Raw genomic sequence first — 15,538 nt, forward strand, 5'->3', positions numbered from 1 at the left:
GGCTACTTGAGCGCGGGAAAATGCGCTACCGCCCTGCGGGCTACTTGAGCGCGGGAAAATGCGCTACCGCCCTTAGGGCTACTTGAGCGCAGGAAACTGCACTACCCCCACGCAGCCTACTTGAGCCCGGGAACCTCGATCCGTTTCGCCTTGGGAACCAGCGCGTTCATCTGGCGCAAGTGCTCGGGCAGGCACACCTTCATGAAATCATAGTGCGCCACCACATGCTTGCGCGCCGCCGGTCCCAGATGAGCATAGGTGCCGGGGCGTTCCAGCACATCCACCACCTTGCGGGCGATGTCCTTGGGGTCGAAGAAATCCACCAGCAGCCCGGTCTTGCCATGCTCGATCGCCTCGCGCACCGGGGCCACGTCGGACGCGACGATCGTGGCGCCCATCGACATGGCCTCCAGACACGACCACGACAGCACGAAAGGTACCGTCAGGTAGATGTGGCAGCGGCTGACCTGGATGATCTTCTGGTAATCCTCATAGGGCACCCGCCCCAGGAAATGGACCCGGGACCAATCGACGGCATCGCCGACTTCCTTCTCCATTTCGGCTCTGTACCCCCCTTCCGAGCCTGACTTCTTGCCGTAACTCACCTCAGACCCGCCAATGATCAGCGCCCGCGCATTGGGGCGCGCGTCCAGGATATGGGGCAGCGCGCGCATGAACGAATGGAAGCCGCGCGTCGGTTCCATGTTGCGGGCCATGTAGGTGAAGATCTCATCATCCTTGGTGACGGGACGCCCAAGACGGCCAAGCGCAACCTGCGCGTCCGGGTCGGGCTTCAGCTTGTCGGTGCGGATGCCGTCGTGCTTGACGTAGATCTTCTCCTTGAAGGCAGCCGGGAAGGTGTCGCACTGCCATTGGGTGGGAGAATGGCCCTTGTCGACCGTCTGGATATTGGCGAAGTTCACCGCGTTGCGCGCGTGCATGGTGAAGGGCGCATGGGGGCTGGCGGGAAATTCCGGGTCGAAACCGACGCTGCCGCCCTTGGCGAGGAAATAATACTCGAAGTAGCCGATGATCGGGACATCGGGCCAAATCTCTTTCAGGAACGTCAACTCTCCCCACCCCACATGGCCCAGGATGATATCGGGCGTGAACCCGTCCTTGCGCAGCTTGCCGGCGGCCTGCGCGCAGCCAAAGCCGTTGCCGGCGCATTCCTCCCAGTATTGGGTCAGGGCGTAGGCATCCTTGGCGGGCTTGTGATGGGTCGCATAGGTCACGATGCGTGCGCCTTCCATGACCGGCACGTCCTTGCGCTGAGTCAGGAACACCAATTCATGGCCCCCCTGCGCGCGCAGCCACGAGAACAGCTCTCGGTACTGACCGGGGAAGTTTTGATGCACGAAAAGAATTTTCATCGGAACGCTACACTCGGCTTTGTTTGACGGCGGGTGTCCCAATCCCATGCGGCAGGTGCAAGGCAGAACTGCGGCAAGAGAGGGGTTTGGTGTTGCCCACACCGCTCCTATATGGGACCAGAACTTCCAATAATTCGGTAAAGGGGGGGATGACCCCATGACTTTGACCACAAAACTTGCGTGGGACGACACGGTATTGCCGTTCCAACTCGACCGCTCGGACATCCGCGGCCGCGTGGCGCGTCTGGATACGGCTTTGGACCGGATCCTGTCGCAGCACGATTATCCGGCTCCCGTAGAGGCGCTGGTGGCCGAGATGGCGCTGCTGACGGCGCTGATCGGGCAAACGATCAAGCTGCGCTGGAAACTGTCGTTGCAGGTGCGCGGCGATGGGCCGATCCGGCTGATCGCGACGGATTTCGTGGCACCCAAAGCGCCGGGCGAACCTGCGCAGATCCGCGCTTATGCGTCCTATGACGCCGAGCGGCTGGAGGCGTCCGCACCTGCGTTTGAGCAGATCGGGGCGGGTTACTTCGCGATCCTGATCGATCAGGGGACGGATATGACACCCTATCAGGGCATCACACCGATTGCAGGTGGGTCTCTGTCCACCTGTGCAGAGGCATATTTTGCCCAGTCCGAGCAGTTGCCAACCTCGTTCAAGCTTTCCTACGGTCGCGCGCAAGAGCCCGGCCAGACCGAAAGCTGGCGCGCGGGCGGCGTGATGCTTCAGGTCATGCCCGAGGCGTCGCTGGAAGCACAGGGCGCGCCCTCCGGTGAGGATGGGTTGCTGTCGGCCGAGGATCTGATCGAGCCTGACAAGGCCGAGGATTGGAACCGCGCCAACATTCTGCTGCAAACGGCCGATGCGTTGGAACTGATCGGACCCCATGTCGCCCCGACGGAACTGTTGGTGCGCCTGTTTCACGAGGAACAGCCCCGCGTCTTCGATGCCCAACCCGTGGGCTTCGGCTGCACCTGTTCCGAGGATCGCGTGCGCCAGTCCTTGTCGATCTACTCGGCCAAGGACATCGCGCATATGACCACGGACGCGGGCCGCGTGACGGCAGATTGCCAGTTCTGCGGCAAACACTATGACTTCGACCCGCTGACGTTGGGGTTCGAGGCAGAAAAGGCCCCCGATGGGTCGCCTGTTTGATTTGCAAACCTTGAAGGCCGCGCTGGATGTCGTTCCGGCGCGGCCTTCTTCGGATTACGACCTCAACCCCGGTGTTGTGCAGCCCGAAGGGCGCGTGCTGCGCCCCGCTGCCGTGCTGATTGGCGTTTTGGGGGATGACGTGATCCTGACCAAACGCGCCTCGACCCTGAAACACCACCCCGGCCAGATCGCCTTTCCCGGCGGAAAGATGGATGCGGGTGAGACACTGGCCGAAGCGGCCCTGCGGGAGGCGCGTGAAGAAATCGGCCTCGACCCCTCCAACGTCACGATCCTGGCCGAACTGCCCCCCCATGAGACGGTGACAAGCTACGCGGTCACGCCATTCCTTGCGCGGATCGAGATGGAGTTCACCGCCACACCGGAGCCCGGTGAAGTGGCAGAAGTGTTCCGCGTACCGCTGACGTTCCTGATGGACCCCGCAAATTACGTCGTCGAAGGCCGCCGCTGGCGCGGGATACGGCGAGAATACTTCGTGGTGCCCTACGGGCCCTATTACATCTGGGGCGCGACGGCGCGGATGCTGAAATCGCTCGCGGACAGGATTGCGTCATGAGTGGCGGGATGCGGTTGCAGGCGGAATGGCTGACGGATGCGGGCACCACAGCGGTCTTTGATGCGCTGGCCGGGCACGGCGCCTGGTTCGTGGGCGGTTGCGTGCGCAACGGGCTGTTGGGCCTGGAGGTGGCGGATATCGATATCTGCACCGAGGTGCGGCCCGAGAAGGTGATGGAACTGGCCGCAGTCGCGGGGCTGAGGGCCGTGCCGACGGGCATCGACCACGGAACCGTAACGCTCGTGGCCGACGGCAGACCCCATGAAATCACGACCCTACGCCGCGATATAGAGACGGATGGTCGGCGCGCGTCGGTGGCCTTCACCGGTGAACTGGCCGAAGATGCTGCGCGGCGCGACTTCACCATGAACGCGCTCTATGCGACCCGTGATGGCGCGGTTCTGGACCCCAATGGAGAGGGTTTGGCAGACCTGGAAGCGCGGCGGGTGCGCTTCATTGGCGATGCGGATGCACGGATCGCGGAAGACTACCTGCGCATTCTGCGGTTCTTCCGGTTTCATGCGTGGTACGCCGACCCTGCTGGCGGCATGGACGCCGAAGCGCTGGCCGCCTGCGCGGCGGGTGTCGACGCACTTGCATCCCTGTCGCGCGAGCGGGTGGGGGCCGAGATCTGCAAACTCCTCTCCGCGCCCGATCCCGCGCCCGCTGTCGCGGCGATGGAACAGACGGGCGTCCTTGCGGCGGTCTTGCCGGGGGCCTCGTCGCGGGCGTTGACGGTTCTGACGGGGCTGGAGGATGGCCTTGCGCTTGATGCCGTGCGCCGCCTCGCGGCCCTTGGGGGGGAGGATGTGGCGGAAAGGCTGCGGTTGTCGAAAGCCGATGCCAGACGCCTGGCGCTATACCGCGAAGAGATGGCGGGCATGAGCCCTCCGGGTGCCCTCGGCTATCGCCACGGGCGGGATGCGGCCCGCGATGTGCTGGCGCTGCGCGCCGCGCTGATTGAGCGGCCTTCGGGCGAAGACGCGTTGCGTGCGGTGGAAGACGGCGCGCGCGCGGTGTTTCCAGTGAAGGCCGCTGATCTGCCCCAGGTGCAGGGCAAAGCGCTTGGGGATCGCCTCAAGGCGTTGGAAACCGCGTGGATCAATAGCAGCTTCTCACTGACGAAGGACCAGCTTCTCAGCCAGTAATGGTCATTCTCCCACGGGCGCGCTATATCTCGCGCCTGACACGGGGTGTTGTCATGTTCAAAAAATTCGAAAATCTGGTCGATCCCTATGTGGCCCATGCCGAACAGGATCGCCCCCCTCGCCGTCTATGGCCGTTCCTTTGGGACTATTCGCAGCCCTTCAAAGGGCTCTTTGCGCTGACCGCCTTCATGTCGGTGGTCGTGGCGGCGATCGAGATCGGGCTGATCTGGTACATGGGCCGGGTCGTTGACCTGATGTCCTCGGGCGATCCGGCGACCGTGCTGGCGGATTACGGGTTGGAGCTGACGCTGGCCGCCGTGTTCATCCTCACAATCCGGCCGCTTCTGCAAGGCCTCGACGTGGCGCTTTTGAACAACGCGATCCTGCCGCAGTTCGGCGCTTTGGTGCGTTGGCGCGCCCACAAACAGGTGCTGCGCCAATCCGTGGGCTTCTTCGAAAACGACTTCGCGGGTCGCATCGCCAACCGGATCATGCAGACGCCCGGCAGTGCCGGGGACGCGATCTTCCAGGTGTTCGACGCGATCACCTTCTCGCTGGCCTATCTGGTGGGCGCGGTGATTCTGCTGATGGGATCAGACCCTCGGCTGGCGCTGCCGCTGGTCGTGTGGTTCACGCTTTACGCGCTTTTGCTCCGCTGGACGATGCGGCGGGTGGGACCTGCCTCCAAGGCGGCGTCCGACGCGCGGTCGATGACGACGGGGCGCGTGGTGGACAGCTACACCAACATCCATGCGGTGAAGCTGTTCGCCCATAACGATACAGAGCTTGCCTACGCCAAGGAGGCGATCGAATTCACCCGCCAGACCTTCGCGAAAGAGATGCGGATTTTCACCACCATGGACGTGATGCTGGTGACGTTGAACGGCTTCCTGATCGTGGCGGTCGTGGGCTGGGGGATCTTGCTGTGGTCCCAGGGCGCGGCGTCTGTGGGCGTTGTCGCCGCCGCCACCGCGCTGGCCCTGCGCCTGTCGGCCATGACCGGCTGGATCATGTGGGCCGTCTCCACCTTCTTTCGCGCCCTGGGCGTGGTGGCCGAGGGGATGGAGACCATCACCGAGCCGATTGACCTGGTCGATGCCGCCGACGCCAAGCCCCTGCGCCTGACGGAGGGCGAAGTCGTTCTGGAGAACCTCAGCCATCACTACGGGCGCGGCGCAGGCGGCTTGGACAACATTTCGCTGACCATCAAGCCGGGCGAAAAGATCGGCCTTGTGGGGCGGTCTGGGGCCGGGAAATCGTCTCTCGTGAAGCTGTTGTTACGGTTCTACGATGCGGAACAGGGTCGCATTCTGATCGACGGGCAGGATATTGCGCTGGTGCAGCAAGATAGCTTGCGGCGTGTGATCGGCATGGTGCAACAGGACTCGTCTCTGCTGCACCGCTCGGTGCGGGACAATATCCTTTACGGGGCGCCCGATGCCTCGGACGCGGCGATGATCGAAGCCGCCAAACGCGCCGAAGCGCATGAGTTCATCCTTGATCTGCAAGACCCCCAAGGGCGGCGCGGCTATGACGCCCATGTCGGCGAACGGGGGGTGAAGCTTTCTGGTGGCCAACGGCAGCGGGTCACGCTGGCCCGTGCCATCCTGAAGAACGCGCCCATCCTGGTGCTGGATGAGGCGACTTCCGCCCTCGACAGCGAGGTCGAGGCGCAGATCCAGGAAACGCTCTATGGCGTGATGGAGGGTAAAACCGTCATCGCCATCGCCCACCGCCTGTCCACGATTGCGCGGATGGACCGGATCATCGTGCTGGACGACGGTCATATCGTCGAAGACGGCACCCACGACGCGCTTTTGGCAAAGGGCGGCCTATATGCAGGCTTCTGGGCGCGTCAATCGGGCGGGTTCATCGGATTGGATGAGGGCGCGGAATGACAACAGTGATGCGCATCGTGGACTGGCTCGCAGGGCTGGTTCCGGCTTTCGCGGCCGCTGACGGCCCGCCGCCGCGCACGCTATGGCCGTTCATGCGCTGGTGCTTGTCGGGCGCTTGGCCGATCATGATCATCGCGGCCATGATGTCAGGCCTCGCGGGCCTAATGGAGGTTGCGGCCGCTTGGTTCCTTGGGGCGCTTATCGACACGACGACCGGGTCCAACGCGGGCTATCTGGCGGAGAACGCGTTTCTGATCGTGGCCTACGTCGCCTTCTACCTGATGATCCGCCCGCTGTTCTTCGGCGCCTCCGCCGCGTTCACCGGCATCGTCTTGCCGCCCAACATTGCGCCGCTGGTACAGTCCCGCCTGCACCGCTGGACGCTTGGCCACGACATCAGCTTCTTCGACAACGATTTCGCGGGCCGCATCGCGCAGAAGCAGATGCAGGCCGCCACCGCGATGGTGAACATCGTGACCGAGGTCATCAACGCCGCCGCCTATGCGATCATCACGTTGATCGGGACCATCGTCCTGCTGGTGGCCATCGACTGGCGTATTGCCCTGGCGCTGGTGGTGTGGTGCGGGCTTTATACGGTGATGATCCGCTGGTACCTGCCGCGTATCCGCGCCCGCTCCAAGGCGCGGGCGGCGACACGGGCCAACGTCACGGGGCAGGTCGTCGATACGATCACCAACATCAAGACGGTGAAGCTATTTGGCCACACCGATCACGAGGATGCCGCCGCGACCGACGCCATGGACGACTACCGCACCGCCGCCTTGCGGTTCGGCACGCTGTCGACGGGCTTCCGGTTCGCCCTTATGACCACCGCCGGACTGCTGCCCGTGGTTCTTGTTCTCAGCGGCATTGTGCTGTGGCAGAACGGCCAGGCCACGCCGGGCGACATCGCCGCGATCGGGGCGATCTCCATGCGGATTTCCCAGATGACCGGCTGGGTGTCGTTCACGCTGATGGGCATCTACGCCAACCTTGGCGAGCTTGAGGACGGCATGCGCACCCTCACCCCACCCCATGGGCTGACCGATACAGATGGCGCGCGGCCCCTGCCCCGTGTGCGGGGCGAGATCACCTTTGACTCCGTCTCCTTCGCTTACGGTCAGCGGACGGGCGGGATCGACGCCATCGACCTTATCGTTGCCCCCGGCGAGAAACTGGGTGTCGTGGGCGCCTCCGGGGCCGGGAAATCCACCCTCGTGGCGCTTCTGATGCGGCTCTATGATGCCGAACAGGGTCGTATTCTGGTGGACGGCATCGACGTGCGCGGCGTGACGCAGGACAGCCTGCGCCAGCAGATCGCCATGGTCACGCAGGACACCGCGATGTTCAACCGGACGGCCCGCGACAACATCCTTTATGGCCGCCCCGATGCCTCCGAGGCCGAGGTGATCGAGGCCGCCAAGCGCGCCGAGGCCCATGATTTCATCCTCGGCCTGCGCGACCACCGCGACAACGCGGGCTATGACGCGTTTCTGGGTGAGAGGGGCGTGAAGCTTTCCGGCGGCCAGCGCCAGCGCGTCGCCCTCGCCCGCGCCTTCCTGAAGGACGCGCCGGTGTTGGTGCTGGACGAGGCGACAAGCGCCCTCGATTCCGAGGTCGAGGCAGCAATCCAGGACACCCTCCATTCGGTGATGGAGGGCAAGACCGTCATCGCCATCGCCCACCGCTTGTCCACGCTCAGCGAGATGGACCGGATCATTGTGCTCGATGACGGCAAGATCGCCGAAGACGGCACCCATGCCGAACTGCTGGCGCAAGACGGCCTCTACGCCCGCTACTGGAACCGCCAATCGGGCGGCTTCATCGGGTTGGACGAGGCGGCAGCGGCGGAATAACCCGTAGACCGGGCCTTGGCCCGGGGCCAAATTTGCCGCAAAGACATCCCATGACCCAACTCACCATCACCCGCCTCGGCCACCACGGCGACGGCATCGCATCGGACACCACTGGCCGCCCGATCTTCGTCCCCCGCACCCTCCCCGGAGAGGTCATTTCCGGCGAGGTCGACGGCGACCGCATCGCCGCACCTTCCGTGATCACACCCTCGCCCAACCGGGTGAAAGCGCCCTGCCCGCATTATAAATCCTGCGGCGGGTGCAGCCTGATGCACGCCTCCGACGATTTCGTGGCGGCGTGGAAGACAAGTGTGATCACAACAGCCTTGCAGGCCCACGACCTGCCCACGCCCCTGCGCCCGATCGTGACGTCTGCGCCCCGGTCCCGTCGCCGGGCCACGCTGGCCGGTACCCGCACCAAGAAGGGCGCGATGATCGGCTTTCACGCCCGCAAGTCAGGCACTATCGTGCCGATCAGAGACTGTTTTCTTCTGGAACCGGCCCTGTTGGACACGATCCCCGCGTTGGAGCAGATCGTGAAAATCGGCGCCTCGCGCTCGGCTACTTTGGGCCTTTCAGTGACCCTGACAGAGACGGGCATCGACCTGCATGTGACCGGCGCAAAACCCCTCGACGGGCCGCTTCGGGCTGCCTTGCCGCAGGTCCAGGGCAGTTTCTCGCGCCTCACCTGGTCCAATTCGGAGGGGGATGAACCGGTCTATACCGAAACGCCGCCGCGTCTGACCCTTGGCACCGCCCGTGTCGTGCCGCCGCCGGGGACGTTCCTGCAAGCCACCCGCGACGGCGAAGCCGCCTTGCAGGCCGCCGTGGCCGAGGCGACCCAAGGCGCAAAGCATATCGCGGATCTCTTCTGCGGCATCGGCACCTTCGCCCTGCCTCTGGCGCAAACGACCCCGGTCCACGCGGTCGAAGCCGCGCCAGACATGATCGACGCGCTCGACCACGCGACGCGCTTTGCCACCGGCCTCAAGCCGATCACCATGGAAAAGCGCGATCTGTTCCGCCGCCCCCTTTTGCCGGACGAGCTTTCGAAATTCGACGCCGTGGTCATCGACCCACCCCGCGCGGGCGCAGAGGCCCAAACCATCGAGCTTGCAAAGGCGCAGGTGCCCGTCATTGCTGCCGTCTCCTGCAACCCCGTGACCTTCGCGCGCGATGCCGCCGTCCTGACAAATGCCGGATATACGCTGGATTGGGTGCAGCCTGTCGATCAATTTCGCTGGTCGCCCCATGTGGAACTTGCGGCACGCTTCTCGCTTGCCCATATCAACGGCTGATCCGCAGGAGAGCCCCATGAGTGACTTTCGCACGCGCCTTGCCGAGTGGCTGGCGCGCCCCATCGTCGGAAATTTCATTGTCGGCGTGATTGTCTTCAACGCTGTGATCCTGGGGCTCGAGACCTCGGACAGGATCATGGCGTCCTTCGGTCCGCTGATCCTGATGCTGGACACCCTTTGCCTCGCGATTTTCGTGGTGGAAATCATGCTGAAGCTGGTGGCCCATGGTCTGCGCTTTTTCCGCAGCGGCTGGAACCTGTTTGATTTCGTGATCGTCGGCATCGCCCTGGTCCCTGCGGCGCAAGGGCTCAGCGTGTTGCGGGCGCTGCGGATCCTCCGGGTGTTGCGCGTGGTCTCTGCCGTCCCGTCGCTCCGCCGCGTGGTCGAAGGGCTTTTGACGGCCCTGCCCGGCATGGGCTCTGTGTTCCTGCTGATGTCGATCATCTTCTACATCGGCGCAGTCATGGCCACGAAGCTGTTTGGGGATGCCTTCCCCGACTGGTTCGGCACCATCGGCCTGTCGCTTTACACGCTGTTCCAGATCATGACGCTCGAGTCGTGGTCCATGGGCATCGTCCGCCCGGTCCTGGAGGTCTTCCCCTACGCCTGGATGTTCTTCGTACCCTTCATCATGGTGACGACGTTTGCGGTCGTGAACCTGATCGTCGGTCTCGTGGTGAACTCCATGCAAGACGCCCACGCCGAGGAAAGCAACGCCGCCACGGATGCCTACCGCGATGAAGTGCTGGAGAAGTTGCAGGCCATTGAAGAACGGCTCGACAAACGCGGTTGATATACCCGCGCAGGCGTCAAGCGCGCTTGGTCAGCACTTCAACGCCCAAGGTCGTCAGCACTTTCGCCACGATATCCTCGGCGTTCATCCCGGCCACGGCGTACATGTCACGCGGGCTGGCCTGGTCGATGAAGATATCCGGCAGCACCATCGACCGGTATTTGATCCCGGTGTCGAACACCCCTTTTTCCGCCAGCAGATGCGCCACGTGGGACCCAAAGCCCCCCACGGCGCCTTCCTCCACGGTAATCAGCGCCTCATGGTGGCGGGCGAGTTGCAGGATCAGGTCTTCATCCAGCGGTTTGGCGAAACGGGCATCGGCGATGGTGGGCGTGATGCCTCGGGCGGTCAGGGTTTCCGCCGCTTCCTGTACCTCTTTCAGCCGGGTGCCGAAGTTGAGGATCGCCACGCGGTTCCCTTCCGAAATCATGCGGCCTTTCCCAATCTCCAGCGCTTTCCCGCGCTCGGGCAGCTCCACGCCCACACCCTCACCGCGCGGGAAGCGGAAGGCGGAGGGCCGGTCATCGATTTCCAGCGCGGTGCGCACCATATGGCGCAGCTCGGCCTCGTCGGCGGCGGCCATCACGACCATGCCGGGCAGGTTGGTCATATAGCTGATGTCGTAGCTGCCCGCGTGCGTGCAACCGTCCGCGCCGACAAGCCCCGCGCGGTCAATGGCGAAGCGTACGGGCAGGCGCTGGATGGCAACGTCGTGGACGATCTGATCATAGCCCCGTTGCAGAAACGTCGAATAAATCGCGCAGAACGGCTTCAAGCCCCCGGCCGCCATGCCAGCGGCGAAGGTGACGCCGTGTTGTTCGGCAATTCCGACATCAAAACAACGGCTTGGGAAGCGCTCCGCGAACAGGTCAAGGCCGGTCCCATCTGGCATCGCCGCCGTAACGGCGACCACTTTGGGATCATCCTCGGCCTCGGCAATCAGGGATTGTGCGAAGACCTTGGTGTAGCTTGGCGCGTTGGACGGCGCCTTCACCTGCTCGCCTGTGGCGATGTTGAACTTGGCCGTCGCATGGCCCCGGTCGGCGCGATGTTCCGAGTATCCCTTGCCCTTCTGAGTGATCGCGTGAATCAGGATCGGGCCGTCGGCACGCGCTTTCACGGTACGCAGGACGGACAGGAGACTTTCCATATCATGCCCATCAATCGGCCCAACGTAGGAAAACCCCAGCTCTTCAAACAGGGTGCCGCCCACGGTGGCAGACTTCAGCAACTCTTTCGCGCGACGGGCGCCTTCCTGGAACGGGGGCGGCAACAGCGACACCGCGCCTTTGGCTGCGGCCTTGAATTCCTGAAACGGAGCGCCCGCGTAAAGCCTTGATAAGTAAGAGGACATGGCACCGGTGGGTGGCGCAATCGACATCTCGTTATCATTCAGGATCACAATCAACCGCTTGCCCATGTGGCCCGCGTTGTTCATCGCCTCGAACGCCATGCCGCCGGACATGGCCCCATCCCCGATCACCGCGATCGCATCCCCGTGGCCGGTGTCACTGTCGCCGTTCAGATCCCGCGCGACGGCAAAGCCAAGGGCCGCGGAAATGGAGGTCGACGAATGCGCCGCGCCAAACGGGTCGTAGGGCGACTCGCTGCGTTTGGTGAAGCCCGACAGCCCGTCTTTCTGACGGATCGTCAACATCTGCTCGCGCCGTCCGGTCAGGATCTTGTGGGGGTAGCACTGGTGCGAGACGTCCCAAACCAGCTTGTCGCGCGGGGTGTCGAAGACGGAATGCAAGGCGACCGTAAGTTCCACCACCCCCAGACCTGCGCCGAAGTGGCCGCCGGTCTGACTGACCGTCCAGATCATCTCGGCCCGCAATTCGTCGGCCAGGCGCTTCAGGTCAAAGTCGCTCAACCCCTTGAGATCGTTGGGGGAGTGGACCTTGTCCAACAGCGGTGTCGTCGGGCGCTCGCTCATAGGGGCTAGCCTTTTCAGTTACTTGTCACGGTGCACTATATAGTGCGCCAGATCGCGAAGCGTCTGCGCCCTATCGCCATAGGGCTGAAGTGCCTCAGTGGCCTCTGCGAGGAGGTTTGCCGCACGCGATTTCGCGGCAGGCAAACCGAGGAGGGACACGAAGGTCGCCTTCCCGGCGTCGGCATCCTTGCGCAGCGCCTTGCCTGCGGTGGCCGCATCACCCTCCACATCCAGGATGTCATCGGCGATCTGGAAGGCGAGGCCGATGGCTTTCGCATAGGCCCTCAACGGCGCGGGATCCGCACCACCCAGAATGGCGCCCGCTTGGGCCGGCCATTCGATAAGACGCCCGGTCTTGTTGGCTTGCAGATCGGTGATTTCATCCAGCGTCAGCGGGCGGCCTGCCGTCTCGGCCGCGATATCCTGGGCCTGGCCCAGAACCATGCCCTGCGCGCCGCTCGCTTTCGCAAGGCTCGCGACCAGGGCCAACCCCTCCTCCGCAGTGCCTGCGTCCTCGCAGCTTAACAATTCGAACGCGAAGGTCTGCAAGGCGTCGCCCACCAGAACGGCAGTCGCCTCGTCCCATTTGACGTGCACCGTGGGCTGGCCGCGGCGCAGATCGTCGTCGTCCATGCAGGGCAGATCATCATGGACAAGGGAATAGGCGTGCAGGCATTCAACCGCCCCCGCCGCGTAAAGCGCCCGGTCGCGGGGAACGTCAAACAGCGCGGCGCTTTCCAGGGCCAGAAACCCGCGCAAACGTTTGCCGCCCTGGGTCGCGTAGCGCATGCCAGCGGCGATCGTATCGTCGCCGAATTGCGCCATCTGTCGGGAAAGAAAGTCACCGATCTGCGCTTGCGCATCGGTCATCGCCGTCTTGAACACGTCTTACAGGCCTTCGACCGGGGTTGCGCCCGTCGCGTTGCCGCCCGCGTCCAAGGTGATCTGAGCCACTTTTTCCTCGGCCTCTTTCAGCTTCGCTTCACAGCGCGCCTTCAGGGCCGCCCCGCGTTCATAAAGCTTGATCGAGTCTTCCAGCGCCACGTCGCCGCGGTCCAACTGGGTGACGACCTGCTCCAGTTCGCGGATCGCGTCCTCGAAGCTCATCTCGTCCAAGGGCTTGTCATTTTTCGAGTCAGGCATCTCGATCCTCCAGTTCCGTCACATGGGCCAGCACGCCATCGCCGAGCCCCTGAAGATCATACCCGCCCTCAAGAGTCGAGACGATGCGCCCCTCGCAGACCTCTTCGGCGACCGCCACCAGCCCGCGCGTGACCCAGGCAAAATCCTCGGCCTCCCAAAGCAGATTGGCCAGGGGGTCACGGGTATGGGCATCGAACCCGGCAGAGATCAGGATCAGGTCCGGCTTCCAGTCACGAAGGCGCGGAAAAACGTGGGAGGTATAGCGCGACCGCATCGCCTGCCCATCGGATCCGGGCGGCAGGGGCAGGTTCAGGACATTGTCGGACCCGCCGCGTTCATGGACCGCGCCAGAACCGGGGTAGAGGGGCATTTGGTGGCTGGAGACGAAAAGCGCGCGCGGCTCATCCCACAGCAGGTCTTGCGTGCCGTTGCCGTGGTGGACGTCGAAATCGACAACGGCGACACGGGACAGGCCATGGCGTTCCAAGGCATGACGGGCGGCGATGGCGATAGAGCCGAACAGGCAGAAGCCCATCGCACGGGTTTTCTCGGCGTGATGGCCGGGGGGGCGTGTGGCGACAAAGGCGCGTTTGTGGGCACCGGAAAGCACACGGTCCACACCCAGAAGACACCCGCCAACGCCGCGCATCGCGGCCTCCCACGTCCCCGGCGAAGCGCTCGTATCGGCATCGATCTGCACCAGCCCTTCGGTCGGCTGCGCCGCGCGCATCGCGTCGATGTAGCCCTGCGGATGGCACAGGGCGACGTCCGCCTCGGTGGCCAGAGGGGCCTCTGTCCGCTCGGCGTCCACATCTGCGAGCACGGCAAAGACCGTTTCCAGCCGGGCGATGCGTTCGGGGTGGCCTTCGGGCATTTCATGCCGCAGGCCACTGGGGTTGTTGATGATCAGCATGGGGCGAGGCTCCGGTGGAAGTAAGACAGTCCGCAGGGCGGAAAGGGTGGTGAACGAAAAGTTAACAGATTTGGATTGTCTCTGCGTTTCAATTGGTTACAGAAATGCTCAAGCTTGAGCACCCCCTTAATCCGGGGCCAGCATATACCCCGCCCCGCGCACAGTCTGAAGGTAGCGGGGCTGTTTCGGGTTCATCTCGATCTTCCGTCTGAGCCGCGTGATCTGCACGTCCACGGCCCGCTCCTGCACTGGCTCGCCCCCCACCTTGTCGCGATTGAGAAGGCTGACAAGCTCCCCCCGCGACAGGGCCTCGGCGGGCTGGTGCGCGAAGATCCGCATCAACGCGGCCTCTGTCGCGGTCAGGCGCACGGGGTCCTGGCCTTGCCACATCTCTCCGCGTTCGATGTCGTAGCGCACGGGACCAAGGTGAAGGACTTGCGGCACCGTCGCATCCTCGGGCGGCGCGGGCATGCGGCGCAGGATGGCGTTGATCCGCAACAGCAGTTCCTTCGGCTCGAACGGTTTGGAGAGGTAGTCATCGGCACCGGCCTCCAACCCCTCGATCCGATCATCGGCCTCGCCCTTGGCCGTCAGCAGCAGGATCGGCGTGGTGGCGGTTTTGCGGATGTCACGGCACAGGCTCAGGCCATCCTCGCCGGGCATCATCACGTCAAGCACGATCATATCGAAGCTGAGTCCGTCCAGCAGCACCCGCGCATGGGCCGCGTCCCGCGCGCCCGTCGCCATGAAACCGTTCCGCATCAGAAACTTCTGAAGAAGGGTGCGAATGCGTTCATCGTCATCGACGATCAATAGATGGGCACCGATGTCCATCAAAAACGCCCCTCTGGATCGATGTCCAAGTTCATTGCTCGCGCTCCACACCTTCAAGGTAGTGACGGCGCATATCCGGGTCCATCATCTCTTCCAGCACGGCGCGAAAACCTGACACCGCCTCAGGGCCTGCGTTACGGAACGCGGTGCGCATACGGTTGCGCTGTGCCTCACTCAGGGCGCGCTCCAGCACCTCGCCGTCATGGGTCAGGTGCAGATGCCGCTCGCGCTTGTCACGGGTGCCAACACGGGCTTCGACAAGACCGTCCTCCACCAAAGTCCGCAGCACGCGGTTCAGCGATTGCTTCGTCACCCCAAGGATCGACAGAAGGTTGTTGACCGTCGTCCCCGGCGTGCGGCTGATGAAGTGCACGGCGCGGTGGTGGGCCCGGCCATAGCCACGTTCCGCCAGGATCAAATCAGGGTCAGCGGTGAAGCCGCGGTAGGCGAAAAACATCGCCTCAATCCCGCGGCGCAATTGCTCATCCGTCAGGAAAAGCAACGTATCCCCCCGGCCCATTGCTGCGGCGCGTTCTGCCATCTGGTGTCCCTCCCGTTTGGGTCAGTTTATGTCAGCCTTGTTGACTTTCCAAGAATCAATTGCTAGCTGAAT

At 63.8% G+C, this 15,538-nt stretch carries 14 protein-coding genes; 7 read left to right on the forward strand and 7 right to left on the reverse strand.

Annotated elements, in window-relative coordinates; genetic code table 11:
* Positions 1 to 116: 116 nt before the first annotated feature.
* Complete coding sequence (locus KUL25_RS15605; protein WP_257893769.1) at positions 117 to 1,373, reverse strand: glycosyltransferase family 4 protein; 1,257 nt, start codon at positions 1,371 to 1,373, stop codon at positions 117 to 119.
* Positions 1,374 to 1,530: 157 nt separating this feature from the next.
* Here KUL25_RS15605 and hslO point away from each other — a divergent pair, with 157 nt between their 5' ends.
* The 7 genes from hslO to KUL25_RS15640 are packed head-to-tail and all read left to right on the forward strand — an operon-like array spanning position 1,531 to position 10,099.
* A complete protein-coding gene (gene hslO / locus KUL25_RS15610) occupies positions 1,531 to 2,532 on the forward strand; it encodes an Hsp33 family molecular chaperone HslO (RefSeq protein WP_257893770.1) in 1,002 nt (333 codons plus the stop codon).
* Positions 2,516 to 3,106, forward strand: coding sequence for an NUDIX hydrolase (locus KUL25_RS15615; RefSeq protein ID WP_257893771.1), 591 nt, complete (start codon positions 2,516 to 2,518; stop codon positions 3,104 to 3,106). The genes hslO and KUL25_RS15615 overlap by 17 nt, the downstream gene beginning before the upstream one ends.
* An 8-nt stretch (positions 3,107 to 3,114) precedes the next feature.
* Entirely contained in the window at positions 3,115 to 4,254 is a 1,140-nt protein-coding gene (locus tag KUL25_RS15620) for a CCA tRNA nucleotidyltransferase (RefSeq protein WP_257894876.1), read from the forward strand.
* A gap of 53 nt (positions 4,255 to 4,307) precedes the next feature.
* Positions 4,308 to 6,152 carry an ABC transporter ATP-binding protein gene (locus KUL25_RS15625; RefSeq protein ID WP_257893772.1) on the forward strand — a complete coding sequence of 615 codons (1,845 nt, stop codon included), beginning with the start codon at positions 4,308 to 4,310 and terminating at the stop codon, positions 6,150 to 6,152.
* Positions 6,149 to 8,008 carry an ABC transporter ATP-binding protein gene (locus tag KUL25_RS15630; RefSeq protein WP_427854441.1) on the forward strand — a complete coding sequence of 620 codons (1,860 nt, stop codon included), beginning with the start codon at positions 6,149 to 6,151 and terminating at the stop codon, positions 8,006 to 8,008. Before KUL25_RS15625 ends, KUL25_RS15630 begins: the two co-directional genes overlap by 4 nt.
* A 50-nt stretch (positions 8,009 to 8,058) precedes the next feature.
* Positions 8,059 to 9,306 carry a class I SAM-dependent RNA methyltransferase gene (locus KUL25_RS15635; RefSeq protein WP_257893773.1) on the forward strand — a complete coding sequence of 416 codons (1,248 nt, stop codon included), beginning with the start codon at positions 8,059 to 8,061 and terminating at the stop codon, positions 9,304 to 9,306.
* A 16-nt stretch (positions 9,307 to 9,322) separates the two neighbouring features.
* Positions 9,323 to 10,099 carry an ion transporter gene (locus KUL25_RS15640; protein WP_257893774.1) on the forward strand — a complete coding sequence of 259 codons (777 nt, stop codon included), beginning with the start codon at positions 9,323 to 9,325 and terminating at the stop codon, positions 10,097 to 10,099.
* Positions 10,100 to 10,115: 16 nt separating this feature from the next.
* Here KUL25_RS15640 and dxs read toward each other — a convergent pair whose 3' ends face one another.
* The 6 genes from dxs to KUL25_RS15670 form a co-directional block, all read right to left on the reverse strand.
* Complete coding sequence (gene dxs, locus KUL25_RS15645) at positions 10,116 to 12,035, reverse strand: 1-deoxy-D-xylulose-5-phosphate synthase (RefSeq protein ID WP_257893775.1); 1,920 nt, start codon at positions 12,033 to 12,035, stop codon at positions 10,116 to 10,118.
* An 18-nt stretch (positions 12,036 to 12,053) separates the two neighbouring features.
* The gene (locus KUL25_RS15650) at positions 12,054 to 12,905 is read right to left on the reverse strand and encodes a polyprenyl synthetase family protein (RefSeq protein ID WP_345791000.1); all 852 of its coding nucleotides are present in this window, start codon (positions 12,903 to 12,905) and stop codon (positions 12,054 to 12,056) included.
* A gap of 18 nt (positions 12,906 to 12,923) precedes the next feature.
* Positions 12,924 to 13,178 (reverse strand): exodeoxyribonuclease VII small subunit, encoded by a 255-nt coding sequence (locus tag KUL25_RS15655; RefSeq protein ID WP_257893776.1) that lies wholly within the window; start codon positions 13,176 to 13,178, stop codon positions 12,924 to 12,926.
* Positions 13,171 to 14,091 carry a histone deacetylase family protein gene (locus KUL25_RS15660; RefSeq protein ID WP_257893777.1) on the reverse strand — a complete coding sequence of 307 codons (921 nt, stop codon included), beginning with the start codon at positions 14,089 to 14,091 and terminating at the stop codon, positions 13,171 to 13,173. The genes KUL25_RS15655 and KUL25_RS15660 overlap by 8 nt, the downstream gene beginning before the upstream one ends.
* 126 nt (positions 14,092 to 14,217) lie before the next feature.
* Entirely contained in the window at positions 14,218 to 14,925 is a 708-nt protein-coding gene (locus KUL25_RS15665; RefSeq protein ID WP_427854442.1) for a response regulator, read from the reverse strand.
* A 31-nt stretch (positions 14,926 to 14,956) separates the two neighbouring features.
* Positions 14,957 to 15,466: a MarR family winged helix-turn-helix transcriptional regulator gene (locus KUL25_RS15670; RefSeq protein ID WP_068364821.1), complete on the reverse strand. Its 510-nt coding sequence runs from the start codon at positions 15,464 to 15,466 to the stop codon at positions 14,957 to 14,959.
* Positions 15,467 to 15,538: the final 72 nt, after the last annotated feature.

Origin of the sequence: Gymnodinialimonas phycosphaerae (assembly GCF_019195455.1) — a bacterium.
GTDB classification, from domain to species: domain Bacteria; phylum Pseudomonadota; class Alphaproteobacteria; order Rhodobacterales; family Rhodobacteraceae; genus Gymnodinialimonas; species Gymnodinialimonas phycosphaerae.